Annotated in this window: 4 protein-coding genes; 3 read left to right on the top strand and 1 reads right to left on the bottom strand. The window is 46.5% G+C overall.

Annotated elements, in window-relative coordinates:
• Nucleotides 1-107 precede the first annotated feature (107 nt).
• On the top strand, nucleotides 108-3,962 hold the full coding sequence (locus NPUN_RS10485; RefSeq protein ID WP_012408707.1) for an AMP-binding protein: 3,855 nt from the start codon (nucleotides 108-110) through the stop codon (nucleotides 3,960-3,962).
• 27 nt (nucleotides 3,963-3,989) lie between these two features.
• Here the strand turns inward: NPUN_RS10485 and NPUN_RS10480 are convergent, their stop codons facing one another.
• Nucleotides 3,990-4,208, bottom strand: coding sequence for a hypothetical protein (locus NPUN_RS10480; protein ID WP_148220290.1), 219 nt, complete (start codon nucleotides 4,206-4,208; stop codon nucleotides 3,990-3,992).
• 149 nt (nucleotides 4,209-4,357) lie between these two features.
• Between NPUN_RS10480 and NPUN_RS10475 the strand changes: the two genes are divergently transcribed.
• The gene (locus NPUN_RS10475; protein WP_012408706.1) at nucleotides 4,358-9,910 is read left to right on the top strand and encodes a type I polyketide synthase; all 5,553 of its coding nucleotides are present in this window, start codon (nucleotides 4,358-4,360) and stop codon (nucleotides 9,908-9,910) included.
• Between the two features lie 102 nt (nucleotides 9,911-10,012).
• Nucleotides 10,013-16,063, top strand: a complete 6,051-nt coding sequence (locus NPUN_RS10470; protein WP_012408705.1) for a type I polyketide synthase — start codon at nucleotides 10,013-10,015, stop codon at nucleotides 16,061-16,063.
• Nucleotides 16,064-16,082: the final 19 nt, after the last annotated feature.

Genomic DNA, 16,082 nt, shown 5'->3' with positions numbered 1-16,082 from the left:
AAGAAAGAAAAGATTTCACTGGTGATTTAGGATTGCTATGTCGTTTTTTACTGTATTAAACGGAAGTTAAATAGGGAAATTTCTGAATTAAGCTGAGGCTTAGAATTATGAACAATCAGTTTAAAGATTTGGTTGAATTGCTGCTTACTAGAGCAAAGGAACAACCGTCACGTATTGCTTATACTTTTCTCCTTGATGGGGAAGATGAATCTCAATCTATACAGATTAGTTATCAAGAGTTAGACCGGCAAGCTAGAGCGATCGCTATTCATCTCCAATCTATAATGAATGCTGGCGATGTCTACGACGGGCAAAGCCCACGCGCTTTGATGCTTTATCCCGCCGGATTAGATTTTATTACGGCGTTTTTTGGCTGTTTATATGCTGGAATCGTTCCCATTCCGGCTTATCCTCCCCGACAAAATCACAAGCTTTCTCGGTTGGAAGCTATTGTCTTGGATGCGGAAGCCAAGATTGTGCTGACTACATCTGGGGTTATGGCTAATTTGAAGGATATAGGCAAGTACAGTTCAGCGTTAGCTGAGATAGAGTGGTTACCAACAAACGATTTAATTCTTGGTGATGGTTCTAGTTGGGTTCGGCCGGAAATCAATGGCGAGACGTTAGCTTTTCTGCAATATACTTCCGGTTCGACGGGAACACCGAAGGGGGTAATGGTTACTCATGATAACCTTTTACGTAATTCTGCTGACTTGGATTTAGGTTGGGATCATGATGAAAATAGCGTCATTGTCACATGGCTACCAACTTTCCACGATATGGGACTGATTTATGGAATGTTGCAACCTCTATACAAAGGTTGTACTTGCTACATGATGGCTCCTGTAAGCTTTCTCCAAAAGCCGATTCGTTGGCTACAAGCGATTTCTCGTTATCGCGGAACTCACAGTGGCGCTCCCAACTTTGCTTATAAATTGTGTGCGGAGAAAATAACGCCAGAACAAAGAGCTAAGTTAGACCTCAGCAGTTGGCGGATGGCGCTGAATGGTGCAGAACCAGTGAGAGCAGATGTTTTAGAAGAGTTTGTTGAGGCGTTTAAACCCTCTGGGTTTGATGGACGAGCATTCTGTCCGGGGTATGGTTTGGCGGAAGCAACTTTGAAAGTCTCTGCTGTGCGGTCAAAAGATTTACCTGTTTATCTCCATGTTGATGCTGAGGCTCTAGAGCAACATCGGGTTGTGGAAGTGAGCGCCAATCATCCCAGATGTCGCCAGTTTGTTGGTTGTGGCTGGACAGAAATTGATACTCAAATTGTTATTGTTAATCCAGAAACCTTGACCCAGCGCGGTGATGACGAGGTTGGGGAGATTTGGGCATCTGGCTCTACGATTCCTCTGGGCTATTGGAATCGACCAGAAGCGACGGCGGAAACTTTTCAAGCTTATTTGAAAGATACCAAAGCAGGGCCATATCTGCGTACAGGTGATTTAGGATTTGTTCATAACGGTGAGCTTTTTGTCACCGGACGCATTAAAGATGTAATTATTATTCGTGGTCGCAATCATTACCCACAAGATATTGAACTTACTGTTGAAAAGAGCCACCCAGCACTTCGACCGACTTGTACCGCCGCTTTTACGGTAGAGATTGAGGGCGAGGAACGGTTGATTGTGGCTCAAGAAATAGAACGGCTACATTTGCGAAAGTTAGATGTAGAAGAGGTGGTAGGAGCAATCCGGCGTGCGGTATCACAACAACATGAATTGCAATTATATGCAGTAATTTTACTAAAAACGGCAACTATTCCCAAAACTTCTAGTGGTAAGATTCAGCGCCGCACTTGTCGAGCCAAGTTTGTGGAGAATGCTTTAGAGGTGGTGGGCGAGTGGAAATTTGAAACAGAAGCTGAGTCAGAAGTTCCTGTGCAGTCAGTTGTCAGCAAAACCAAAGCTGATAATATCATTGAGTGGTTGCGCGGTTATGCAGGCGATCGCATTAACTCCCGATTAATTGATGAACGCCGTTGTATTCCGCCTTATATTGTCCTTGATTTTGGCAATCGCGGACTTTTGGGGATGCAAATTCCCGAAGAGTACGGCGGTTTGGCTCTCAGTTATCGAGATACTTTCCGCGTTTTCGAGCAATTGGCGGCGATTGATTTAACCCTAGCGTCCTTTGTGGCGGTTCACCACGTTTTAGGTACTCGCCCGATTTTGAATTATGCACCAGAGAATGTGCGTCAGGAAATACTGCCGTTACTGGCTGGTGGGCGCGAGTTGGCTGGTTTTGCCATCACCGAACAGACAGCAGGTTCCAATCCGAGAGCGATCGCTACACGAGCAATTCCTGATGCTGGCGGTTGGAGAATACGCGGTGAGAAAATCTGGATTGGTCATGGTTCATGGGCGGGGGTAACTAATGTCTTCGCTCAAACGCTGGATGCGAATAATCAACCAACTGGAATTAGCAGCTTTATAATTCGTCAAGGAACACCAGGATTTTCTCAAGGGCCGGAAGCGCTGACGATGGGTGTGCGCGGGATGGTGCAAAATACTATTTACCTCAAAGATGTCTTGGTTACTCCAGAGAATCTTTTAGGAACGCTCAATAACGGCATGGAAGTCGCCCAAGATGCGATGATGCACGGCAGATTAATCATCGGCGTGATGAGCCTCGGTGGAATGAAACGCTGCGCCCAGTTGATGCTGCGCTACAGTTCCCGTCGTTCTGTGTCCACAGGAAGGTTACTTAATAATCCCATTTCTCTGGTTTGGCTGAGTGATTTAACAGCAGCAATTACATCTTTAGAAACCCTACTGTTCAAAATTGCCGATTTATTAGACCAAGGACGCGCCATTCCTCAAGAAGCCTTCACCGCCTGTAAAACAGCGGGGCCGGAACTAGTTTGGCAAGCAGCCGATCGCTTAGTACAAATGTTAGGTGGTCGTGGCTACATCGAAACCAACATTGCGCCGCAAATCCTCCGCGATGCCAGATTATTTCGCATTTTTGAAGGCCCCACCGAAACCCTGAATATGTTCCTTGGTTCTCGTGCGATGAATCAAAGCGCAGAGTTACACCGCTTTTTAAGTGAAGAATTGGGCGCGCCAACGGTAGCTAAAAATCTGGTGGTAGCTGTAGATCAGATTAAAACGCATTTAACAAGCGTACAACCAGCTTTCTTAGAAAGTAAATCAGCACAACATTGGGCTTATATTCGTACAGGTGAAGTAGTTACCTTCGCAATTTTACTGGCAGCAGTTCAAGGAGAATTAGAGCGATCGCCATCTGCTGAACTCCAACGTGCTGTCACCTGGGCAAAGTTACAATTTGAGCAAAAACTCGCTAGCGTCCTCACTGGAACTCCCGCAGAAAAGATTTTATCAGATGCCGAAGCTGTAAGCGCTCAAATTTCCGACTATATTGCAGCGATCGGTGATGTGGTACAAACTTCAGCCGGAGAGAACCACAACTTAGATGAACTTCTGCAATTAGAAGCAGTAGGGGAAGTAGCGGAAGATGAGGGAGCAGGGGAAGAATTGCTAACAGACGCGATTAATCTTGTCCCTTATACAGACGCGATCAATCGCGTCTCTACTCCTAACTCTTGTACAGACGCGATTCATCGCGTCTCTATTCAAAATTGGCTAGAAAAATGGCTGATTAAGAAATTAAGAATTGCTGCGCGTTCTGTAAATGCTAATACCTCCTTTGCTGACTACGGTTTAGATTCCGTGATGGCGGTGGAATTAGCCCAAGATTTAGAAGAGTGGCTGAAATATCCACTGGAATCGACTATCCTGTGGAACTTTCCCACAGTCAAATCTTTGGCTGAACATTTAGCATTCCTGGCGACAACACCAGAACCTCAAGATTCGGTGAAGGTTTCTGCAAAAGCTGTGTTTGAATTCATCCCACCGACAACAACACCTTTGGAAACCTCAATTGCTCAGGAACTTGCCAAACTGGAAAACTTGCTCGGAAAGAATGGAAGGAGATAATAATAATTCGTAATGGGCTACGCCCCGCTACGCTAACGTAATTCGTAATTCGTAATTTGTAAGAAAGTCACGCATCTTTGATGCATTGACTCGCACCTTTAATGCATTGACTCGCACCTTTAATGCATCAACTCGCACCTTTGATGCATCGACCTGAACCTTTAATGCATCGACTCGCACCTTTAATGCATCGACTTGAACCTTTAATGCATCGACTCGCACCTTTAATGCATCGACCTGCAACAATTAACTTTCTTTAAATTACACAACAACTCTAAAAAACTTGTGTATACACGGTAGATGCTTCTGCCTGAGATAAATCATCTCACAAATATGCATTTTGTCTGGGTTTCCAAATTTAAATCTGTTGCCTTGTTTTGGAGAATTGGTATAAAATGTCAAACTACACTTCAGAAACACTCTCTTCATCAGAACGCATACTTCAAGCCCTCCTAGACGCGCGTACTCAACTTGAAGCCGTAGAACAAAAGAAAACTGAACCGATCGCTATTATTGGAATGGGTTGCCGTTTTCCGGGAGGAGTCAAAAATCCGCAAGCTTACTGGGATTTACTGCGTGATGGTGTAGATGCGATCGCCCCAATTCCGAGCGATCGCTGGGACGTTAATCGCTGCTACCATCCTGACCATGATGCCCCTGGTAAAATGTATGTACGTAACGGTGGGTTCATCAATGAAGTAGATGAATTTGACCCGGAGTTTTTTGGGATTTCTCCCAGAGAAGCCGAAGGTATGGACCCCCAGCAACGCTTACTTTTAGAAGTAGCTTGGGAAGCTTTAGAAAATGCTGGTCAACCTCCAGAGTCTCTCAAAGGTAGCAGCACAGGCGTTTTTGTGGGCATTGGCTCAGATGATTACTCGCGTTTGAGCGTCAATTCTGGTGACTTAAATCGCATTGATGCCTATAGTAGCTTGGGAAGTGCCCGGAGTATTGCCGTTGGTCGCGTTGCTTATGTTTTGGGATTGCAAGGGCCGACGCTGCAACTTGATACTTCTTGCTCGTCTTCACTGTTAGGAATCCACTTAGCTTGTCAGAGTTTACGCACTGGGGAATGCAACTTAGCTTTAGCAGGCGGTGTCAATTTGATGCTGTCGCCAGCGATGACGATTAGCTTCTGTAAGCTGAAAGCCTTAGCTCCCGATGGTCGTTGCAAAACCTTCGATGCAAGCGCCGATGGTTATAGTCGGGGGGAAGGGTGCGGCGTTGTGGTGCTGAAGCGGTTGTCTGAAGCGATCGCTGACGGTGATAATATCATTGCCTTGATTCGCGGTTCCGCTGTCAACCACGACGGTAAAAGTAATGGACTCACAGCACCCAATGGTTTGGCGCAGGAAAGATTAATTCGCCAAGCTTTAAAGGAAGCGCGGGTAGAACCGACGCAAATTCAATATGTAGAAGCCCACGGAACCGGAACTTCTCTCGGCGATCCGATTGAAGTGTTGGCTTTAGAAAGAGTTTTAGGTCAAGGTCGTTCAGCCGAAGAAGCCTTAGCCATCGGTTCAGTGAAAACCAACTTTGGTCATTTGGAAGCCGCTGCTGGTGTAGCTAGCTTGATGAAAGTTGTTCTTTCCTTATCTAATCGCCAAATTCCTCCGCACCTGCATTTTCAAAATCCTAACCCCCACATTCCTTGGGGAAAACTGCCGATTGTGGTGCCGACGGCGCTTACTCCTTGGTCAGCTAAAGAAGGACAACGGTTTGCAGGTGTCAGTTCTTTTGGGATGAGTGGGACTAATGTTCATATTATTTTAGAAGCAGCTCCTTCTGAAGAGGAGCAGGGGAGCAGGGGAGCAGGGGAGCAGGGGAGAAGTTGCAGCAACCTTTTTACAGTCTCCGCAAAAAATGAAGTTGCTCTACGTCAGTTAACACAAAGTTATCAAGAATTTCTGGAGGCGCAACCGGAGATATCTATTGATGATGTTTGTTATACAGCTAATGTGGGGCGATCGCATTTTGACCATCGGTTAGCTATTACCACAGAATCAATTGCCGAGTTGCAGCAACAACTTGCAGCTTTTAACGCAGGTAACGAAACTGCTGGAGTGCTTACAAGTCCTGTCCGCGATACACTGTCTAAAATCGCCTTTTTGTTTGCGGGACAAGGTTCTCAACAAGTCGGAATGGGTCGAGAACTCTACGCTACTCAACCGATTTTCAAAGTTGCCATTGACCAATGCGCCGATATCTTAACTCGTTTAGATGTCCCTCTGCTAGAAATTCTCTGGGGTAATTCCTCTCATCTCCTCGACCAAACCGCCTATACCCAACCTGCCATCTTCGCCATTGAATACGCCCTCGATCAATTGTGGCAATCTTGGGGAATTCAACCCGATGCTGTCTTAGGGCATAGTGTTGGAGAATACATTGCCGCTTGCGTTGCGGGAGTCTTTAGTTTAGAAGATGGGCTAAAGTTAATCGTGGCTCGTTCCCGATTCATGCAAGCTTTACCAAGTGGCGGGGCGATGGCTGCGGTGTTGGTAGATAAATCCAAACTACTAGAAGTACTGAATATTTATAAGAATGAAGTAGTAATTGCTGCCTATAATGCTCCCGGCAGCTTTACCATTGCTGGGCCGGTTGCTGCTGTGGAGTCCATTAGCCAAACCATAGCCGCCCAAGGAGGCAAAACGCAACGCCTCAGCGTCTCCCATGCCTTCCACTCGCCTTTGATGGAACCAATGCTAGGAGCGTATGCGACAATTGCCAATACAATTACCTACCACCAACCGAGAATACCACTGATTGCCAATCGCACCGGGCAAGTAGCAGGAGCGGAAATTGCTACGCCAGAATATTGGGTGCGGCATGTGCGGGAAGCTGTGCAATTTGAAGCGAGTATTCAAACGTTGCACGAGGAAAAATATGAGTTATTTGTCGAACTCAGTGCAAAGCCCACTCTCTTAGGAATGGCACGGCAATGTCTGCCAGAATCTACCGGAGTTTGGTTACCTAGCTTGCGTCCAGGACAGTCAGATTCCCACAGCTTGCTGACAAGTTTAGGGCAATTGTATGTATCTGGTGTCACAGTGGATTGGTCTGGTTGGGCAGGCAATCGGCCTAGTCGCAAAATAGTATTACCTACTTACCCTTGGCAACGTCAGCGTTACTGGCTAAAGAGCTTATCTGGAAAGCCAACTAGTAAATTGCACCCACTCGTAGACAAGCAGTTGCGATCGCCCCTTTCTAAACAAACTTTCTTTGAAACTCGCTTTAATACTGAATTAGTGCCATTTATCGCTGACCATCTAGTTTATAACGAAATAGTGGTACCGGGAGCATCTCACTTATCGCTGTTGTTGGCAGCAGCAGAATTAACATTTGGGAAACCGGGTTGTTTGTTGGAGAATATCGTTTTTCCGAAAGCGTTGGCGATCGCTAAAGGCAAAGAGCGAACTGTACAATTAGCACTGACACCTGAAGAATCAGGTAACTTAGCCGCACAAGTCTTGAGTTTTGAAAATCCCTCTCATCCTCAAGAACAGGTGAGTTGGATTGTTCATGCGATCGCTCAAGTATCGGCTAATAATACCACCCTAAAGCCTGTTTCGTGGAGTGAGATTCAAAAGCGCTGTAACCAAGAAATACCAGGCGCAGACCTTTATCAAGCGCAGTGGGAACGCCAGATTGAATTAGGAGCTAGCTTCCGTTGGCTCAACACAGTTTGGCTCGGAGAACGAGAAGCGTTAGGTTGTTTGCAAGCACCTCCGGCTGCCTTTGATGCTGCTGAATATCAATTGCATCCAGGCTTAATTGACTCATGTTTCCATTTAATTCTGGCAGCAACGGGGACAATCAACGGCGACGAGACATTTATTCCCTTGAGCATCAAACAATTCCGGTTTTTCCAACGTCCCAGCAGTGATGTGTTTTGGTGTCATGCGCGGTTGCAACACGGGACAGAATCCCAGGAAGACAAGCGAGTTGGCGACCTCTACTTATTTGACGATGCTGGACAGATAATAGCAGAAGTAATTGGCTTTGAAGCGAGAAAAGCCTCTCGTGCCGTTTTACTGAATAGTCTGCAATCGGAAGGACGAGATTCGTTATATCAAATCCACTGGCAACTGCAAGAAAATGTAGCATCTCCAGTCAACCACGAACCAGGAAATTGGTTGATTTTCACTGATGGTACAGAAAACGGGCTGGAATTAGCTCAACAGCTAGAACAGCAAGGACACTACAGTATACTTGCAGAAGTCGGAGAAATTTACCACCAGTTAGGCAGCCAACATTACCAGCTTGACCCCACAGAACCAGAACACTTCCGCCAACTGCTGCAAGATATTCCTAACTTAGATGGTGTCATTCACCTCTGGGGTTTAGCAGAAGACACAACTGAAAATTTATCCCTACAGGGTCTTGACAAAGCACAAACATTAGGTTGTGCCAGCGTTCTACATTTAGTACAGGCGCTTGTACAATCCCAGCAGCAAACTCAACCGCGCTTGTGGTTGGTGACCAGAGGTACTCAAGCTATTGATAGCAATCTCGAACCTCTACAACTGTCACAGACTACACTTTGGGGATTAGGTCGGGTAATTGCGATCGAGCATCCAGAACTAAACTGCACACGCCTTGACCTACCGCTAACTGCCACCGAAGATATTCAAATTTTGCTAGCTGAGTTATTCTCCACAGACACAGAAGACCAAATTGCCTATCGCCAAGGCAAACGATATGTAGCCCGCCTAGAACAAGTCCGCGCCCAATTTACGAAATCTCCAATCCCAGTCACATCTGAAAGTACTTACCTGATTACCGGCGGACTTGGGGCGCTCGGACTAGAAGTAGCGCAATGGCTTGCCCAGCAAGGAGCAAAGCATTTAGTGTTGGTGGGTCGCCGTTCACCTTCGACAGACGCTCAAAATGCGATCGCTCGTTTAGCAACGGCTGGGGTAGAAGTCACAATTATTACCGCAGACATCACCAATCCTCAAGAAGTCGCCCAGTGTCTCCAGCAAATTCGCTCATCTCATCCTCCTTTGCGCGGCATCATCCACGCCGCCGGGGTTTTAGATGACGGACTCCTCCTGCAACAATCTTGGGAGCGCTTTAGCCGCGTCATGGCTCCAAAAGTAGCTGGAGCATGGAATCTGCACACCTTAACTCAAGACTTGCCTTTAGATTTCTTCGTCTGTTTCTCTTCCATTGCTTCCCTCATCGGTTCAGTTGGTCAAAGCAATTATGCAGCCGCTAATGCCTTCATGGATGCCCTCGCTTCCTATCGCCGGGGATTGGGTTTACCTGGATTAACTATCAACTGGGGCCCTTGGGCAGAAACCGGAATGGCAGCTAATTTGGGAAGTAGAGAACAAGCCAGATTGAAAGACCAGGGAATCGTTCCCATTAACCCAGAACAAGGTTTGCAGGTGTTGGGAGAATTATTAACTCAGCAAATCCCGCAAGTCGGAGTAATGACAATTGATTGGTCTTTGTTTGTTAAACAGTTTTCTAGCCGAACCAATCTGAAACTGTTCGAGGTGCTAGCGCCAACCTCAACAAAAGTGAACGAGCGATCGCAATTCCTCAACCAATTAGAAGATAGCCCACCTAATACTCGTCAACAACTCCTAGCAACTCATGTCCGTTCACAAATCGCTCAAATACTCGGATGGAATTCTCCAGAAAAAGTTGAGCCTCGCCAACGATTGTTCGACTTGGGTGTAGATTCTCTGATGGCGATCGAGTTAAAGAATCGCTTGGAGTCAAGCTTAGGTTGTTCGCTACGCACAACGCTGCTGTTTGATTATCCTACACTCGAAGCACTGGTAGATTATCTCTCGCGGGAAGTACTAGCTTTAGAGTCAACCACAGCAGCAACGGTGGAAATCGCTCAAGATGATGAACTAGAAGCACTGCTTTCTGAACTAGAGCAGATGTCAGAATTTGACATCCAAAACAAATTAGTCAATTTATCCCACGCCTAAAATCGTAACTTCTTTAAACGCAGAGGAACGCAAAGCCATCCCTAAATACTCTCTGCGCCTCTGCGTGATAAAAATTCATATTTTCACCAATACCTAACTACCATGAACAGCTTTTCTAAACGCATCTCCGAGATGTCCCCCGTCAAACTAGCCTTCGCAGCTCAACAATTAGAATCTAAACTAGAATTACTCAAAGCAGAACCAATTGCGATCGTTGGATTAGGTTGTCGCTTTCCTGGCGGTGTAGATAGCCCCGAGGCATATTGGGAACTCCTCCGCAACGGAGTAGACGCTATCACCGAAGTTCCCAAAGAGCGCTGGGATGTTGATGCTTACTACGATCCAGACCCCAGCAAACCAGGTAAAATCAACACTCGTAACGGTGGTTTCTTAGCTGAAGTAGATGGTTTTGACCCCCACTTCTTTAATATCTCACCGCGTGAAGCCATCAGCCTCGACCCCCAACAGCGCTTGCTCCTCGAAGTCACTTGGGAAGCGATGGAAAATGCCAATCAAACTCCGCAAAACTTATTTAACAGTCCCACAGGAGTTTTTATCGGTATTAGTGCTGACGATTACAGTCAACGCCTCCTCGATGCAGAGGGACGCGAAGGTATTGATGCCTACTTTGGCACCGGTAAAGCATTTAGCGCTGCTGCTGGACGCTTGTCTTATTTTCTCGGACTAACCGGGCCAAGTTTTGCCGTAGAAACAGCTTGTTCTTCATCTTTAGTTTCTGTGCATTTAGCTTGCCAAAGCCTACGCCAGCGCGAATGTAATTTAGCATTAGCAGGTGGAGTTAACTTAATCCTCTCCCCAGAAGCTAGTTTAACTTTCTCGAAAGCTCGGATGCTGGCTGACGACGGTCACTGTAAAACCTTTGATGCCGCAGCTAATGGTTATGCACGGGGGGAAGGTTGCGGAATCATCGTCTTGAAGCGTTTATCAGATGCAATCACAGACCAAGACCGGATTTTAGCGGTGATTCGGGGTTCTGCCGTTAACCAAGATGGCCCCAGTGGTGGCTTAACTGTCCCTAACGGCCCATCCCAAGAAGCAGTCATCCAACGCGCCTTGGCAACCGCAGGCGTAGAACCCGCTCAAGTCAGCTATGTCGAAGCCCACGGTACTGGTACATTTTTAGGAGATCCCATTGAAGTTGGAGCTTTAGGTGCTGTCTTTGGTAAGAACCACTCTCCAAGTAATCCTCTAAATATTGGTTCTGTTAAAACAAACTTCGGTCATTTAGAAGCCGCCGCCGGAATTGCAGGTTTGATTAAGGTTGTATTGCAATTGCAACATCAAGAAATTGCTCCTCACTTGCACTTTCAACAGCCCAATCCTCATATCAATTGGGAAGCACTACCGATTACCGTACCTACACAATCTACACCTTGGATTGTACCTGGCGATCGCCGCATTGCCGGAGTGAGTGCTTTTAGTTTTAGTGGGACTAACGCCCACGTCGTTTTAGAAGAATCCCCCACTTCTGGAACATCGTCTGTAACAAACCCTGAGCAACCCTTCAATCTCCTCACCCTTTCAGCCAAAACCCCAGAGGTGATGCAAAAACTTGCCTCCCGCTATCACCTCTACTTCAAAGCTCACCCGGAACTATCCTTGGCCGATGTTTGCTTCAGTGCTAACACCGGACGTTCCCATTTTCCTTACCGCTTCAGCTTGGTAGCTAACTCCTCCAGCCAACTATGCGACCAACTAGCAGCTTTAGCGGCTGGTGAGACTAACGTTACAGGTATTTGGCAAGGTCAACAACCCGCAACTAAATCCAAAATCGCCTTCTTGTTTGCTGGACAAGGTTCTCAACAAGCCGGAATGGGTCAAGAACTCTACGCCACTCAACCCACTTTCAAAGCCGCCCTTGACGAATGCGCGGAAATTTTACGCCCGTATTTAGATGTACCTCTGCTAGAACTGCTGTGGGGTAATTCCTCCCATCTTCTCGACCAAACCGCCTACACCCAACCCGCCCTGTTTGCTGTAGAATACGCCCTTTATCAATTATGGCAATCTTGGGGGATTCAACCGGATGCTGTCTTGGGGCATAGTGTTGGAGAATACATTGCTGCTTGCGTTGCTGGCGTGTTTAGTTTAGCTGATGGGCTGAAGTTGATTGCCAGTCGTGCCAAACTGATGCAGGCTTTGCCAAGTGGCGGGGCGATGGCTGCCGTCTTGGTTGATAAATCGAAACTAGTACAAGCACTGGCTCCTTATGCAAAACAAGTAGCAATCGCTGCCCATAACGGTCCACGCAGCTTTACAATTTCTGGTGCTGTGGAACCATTAGAAGCAGTTTGCAAAGCTTTATCAGCTAATGGAGGTAAAATCAAGCGCTTGAGTGTTTCTCACGCCTTCCACTCAACCTTGATGGAACCGATGCTGGCAGAGTTTGAGGCAGTTGCTCGTCAAGTCAAGTACCAGCAACCTCGCATTCCTGTTATTGCCAACCTCACTGGACAAGTAGCAGGAGGGCAAATTGCTACTCCTCAATACTGGGTACGGCATGTGCGGGAAGCTGTGCAATTTGAGATGAGTATCCAAACATTGCACCAAGATGGGTACGAATTATTTGTCGAACTCAGTGCTAAACCAACTCTGTTGTCTATGGCTCGGCAATGTCTGCCAGAATCTACAGGAGTTTGGCTACCTAGCTTGCGTCCAGGGCAGTCAGATTGGCAAAGTTTGCTGTCAAGTTTAGGGCAGTTGTATGTATCTGGTGCGACAGTGGAGTGGTCTAGCAATCGCCCCAGTCACAAAGTAGCATTACCTACCTACCCTTGGGAACGCCAGCGCTACTGGATAGAAACCCCACAAAAGCAAGCTCAATTAGCGCGATCGCAATCAACAGCTTCTACTTCTATTGTCCGCCTGATTGACCAAGGAAATACTCAGGAGTTATTGCAACAACTTGCAACCACAAGCAACTACTCCCCAGAACAGCAAGAACTATTACTAGAGATGCTAACCCAGTTGGTGAAACAGCATCATCAGCAAGTGACAGCAGAATCTATCCAAGATTGGCTCTACGAGTTAAATTGGCGTTCTCAGGCTCGTTTTGGCAAGGAACTTTATCCCAATTATCTGCCGACTCCTGAACAAATTAGCTCTGACCTAAATCCTCAAATCGCTGAGTTGCTACCCGAACTCAATAGCTACAGACAAGAAGTTCTTTCGCCACTAGAAGCTATTAGTATCGATTACGTTGTTAAGGCGTTTCAGGATTTGGGCTGGAATTTCCAAATAGGTTCGCGTTTCTCTACGGAATCTCTGGCTCAACAGTTAGGTGTTATTTCCCAACACCGCCGACTTTGGCAGCGTTTAGTAGAAATGCTGGCAGAAGTAGGAATTGTACAACGTTTAGGCACTCAATGGGAAGTCACCCAAGTGCCACAAAAGGGCGACCCACAAGCACAAATTGAACATCTTCATCATCAATATCCCGCAGCCCAAGCAGAGTTAACTCTATTGGGTAACTGCGGGCCAAATCTAGCTGAGATTTTACAAGGAAAATGCGACCCACTACAACTGATTTTCCCCGACGGAGATGCAACGATCGCCACTCAGTTCTATCAAGAATCTCCAGGTGCGCGGGTGATGAATATTTTAGTGCGCCAAGCGGTCAGTTCCGCTTTGCAACAGTTACCCGTTGGGCGCGGACTGCGAGTGTTAGAAATCGGTGCCGGAACTGGCGGGACAACGGCACACTTATTACCTCTGTTATCACAAGAACAGACTGAATATGTATTTACCGATGTTTCTCCGGTATTTCTGGGTCAAGCACAGCAAAAGTTTCCAGATTATCCTTGCTTGCGCTACCAAACCCTAGATATTGAAAAAGACCCCATTTCCCAAGGATTTCCAGCCGAACAATACGATATTATCGTAGCGTCTAACGTGTTACATGCCACTAAAGACTTACGTGTTACCATGCAACACGCACGGCAACTGCTTGCGCCTGGTGGAATACTCGTATTAATGGAAGTGACTGCTCGTCAACGCTGGCTGGATCTGATTTTTGGATTGCTGGATGGTTGGTGGCGCTTTGAAGATGTAGACCTCCGCCCAGATTACGCCTTGCTGACAACTGTGCAATGGCAAAAGTTACTCAAAGAAGTTGGTTTTTCCACAACTACAGCGTTACCTTCGATTACGCAAAATAGCGGCGTTCTGCCAGAACAAGCAGTTATGGTTGCCCAAGTAGCCAAAATTCCTGCTTATTCTTCCCAAAATTGGCTGATTTTAGCTGACCAACAAGGTATCGGTCAACAGCTAGCCAATCAGTTACGCTCTCAAGGACAAGAGTGTGTATTAGTTTTCCAAGGGGAAAAATACCGGGATCTAGGAGAGCAAAGTTTTGTTGTTGCACCCGATCGCCTCGAAGATTTCTCAAGGTTACTAACATCTCAATCTGCCATTAATAAAGTTGTGCATCTTTGGGGCTTGGATGCGCCGAATGCCGATGTACTGACTGTGGAAGGCATCAAAACCGCTACTCACAACGGCTGTGGCAGTATTCTTCATCTAATCCAAGCAATACTCCAGGCGGAAGCTTCTCAACTTCCGCGCCTGTGGTTAGTTACTGAAGGGACGCAGGCGATCGCTAATCAAGTGCTTCCACTCCCCGGCATCGCTCAATCTCCACTCTGGGGTATGGGTAAAGTGATTTCACTAGAACATCCGGAAGCTTGGGGCGGAATGATTGATTTAGAACCTGGTTTAGCTAGCGAGAAAGCTGCAAGCATATTACAAGCAGAAATTTTAGAATCTGATGGCGAAGACCATATTGTTTTCCGCCAACAACAGCGTTACGTTGCTCGTTTGGTTCGCAGTCAGCATCCAGAAAACTTGCAAAACTTGAAATTCCAAGCCGATGGAAGTTATTTAATTACTGGTGGTTTGGGTTTCTTAGGGCTGAAACTTGCTCAGTGGATGGTTGAGCAGGGAGCAAAAGAGATAATTTTAGCCGGACGTAGAGGATTACCCCCGCGCCAACAGTGGGCAAGCCTAAGCGAAAATACTGAAGAAGGGCGAAAAGTTAAAGCGATTCAAGCACTAGAGGCAAAGGGTGCTAAAGTCACAATCCTTGTAGTTGATGTCTGCGATTTAGTGCAAATGTCCTTGGCATTGAAACAGGTTCACACTATTCATTCACCTCTGCGAGGAATTATTCATGCTGCTGGGGTGACACCAGGATATCAAGCTTTACAGAACTTAGACAGCAAAACTCTAGAAGCGGTATTGTATCCCAAGACAGTCGGTACTTGGGTACTGCATTGCCTCACCCAAGAAATTAAATTAGACTTCTTCGTGTGCTTCTCCTCCGCTGGTTCTGTATGGGGAGCCAAAGGTCAAGGAGATTACGACGCTGCCAACCACTTCTTAGATACCTTTGCTCATTATCGCCGCTCGATTGGATTGCCGGCTCTCAGCGTCAACTGGGCGCTAATTGGTTCCGGTGGCATGGTTAACGCCGAATACGATCGCTGGTTATCTCGGATTGGTATTGAAGAATTCCCCGCAGAAGCAGGATTTAATGCTTTAGGTTTCTTACTTGCAGCTAACGTTACGCAAACAGTGGTTGCTAAAGTTGATTGGGGTAAATTCAAAGCGGTTTACGAAGCCAACAAACAACGGCGATTACTTTTAGACATTGAAGTTGCATCCGAGAATGAGCCTGAAGAAGCTACTGTAAAACAACCGGAGATTTTGGAGAAACTCAAAACAGCACAAGAATGCGATCGCCACGATCTTTTAGTTGCTTACCTGCAATCAGAAGTTGCTCAAGTATTGGGACTTGGTTCCGCGCATCTGCCAGATCCACAACAAGGCTTTTTCAATATGGGCATGGACTCGCTCATCACCTTGGAACTGAGAAACCGATTAGCAGCTAGTCTGAATTGTACTTTGCCTTCAACTCTGGCATTTGAATTCCCGACAATCAACGACCTCGTAGCGTATCTCAGCACAGAGGTATTAGGTTGGGAATCGTCAGTCACAGAAACTTTAGAATTACCTATCACTCACGAGCAAGTCAACACACTTTTTGAAATAGAACAGCTTGGCGAAGATGAAATTGAAGCTTCAATTAGTCAAAGGCTGGCAAGGTTAGAAAGTTTCTTGCAGGACGCTAACTGATACCATTTGGGATTTTGAA

It is taken from the genome of Nostoc punctiforme PCC 73102, from assembly GCF_000020025.1.
Classification (GTDB): domain Bacteria; phylum Cyanobacteriota; class Cyanobacteriia; order Cyanobacteriales; family Nostocaceae; genus Nostoc; species Nostoc punctiforme.
Note: the sequence above shows the minus strand (reverse complement) of the source record. Positions and strands in the feature narration are given on the sequence as shown.

Excerpts from the sequence above, each read along its gene's own strand:
- NPUN_RS10485 (WP_012408707.1), top strand. The coding sequence starts at position 108 with ATGAACAATCAGTTTAAAGATTTGGTTGAATTGCTGCTTACTAGAGCA.
- NPUN_RS10475 (WP_012408706.1), top strand. The coding sequence starts at position 4,358 with ATGTCAAACTACACTTCAGAAACACTCTCTTCATCAGAACGCATACTT.
- NPUN_RS10470 (WP_012408705.1), top strand. The coding sequence starts at position 10,013 with ATGAACAGCTTTTCTAAACGCATCTCCGAGATGTCCCCCGTCAAACTA.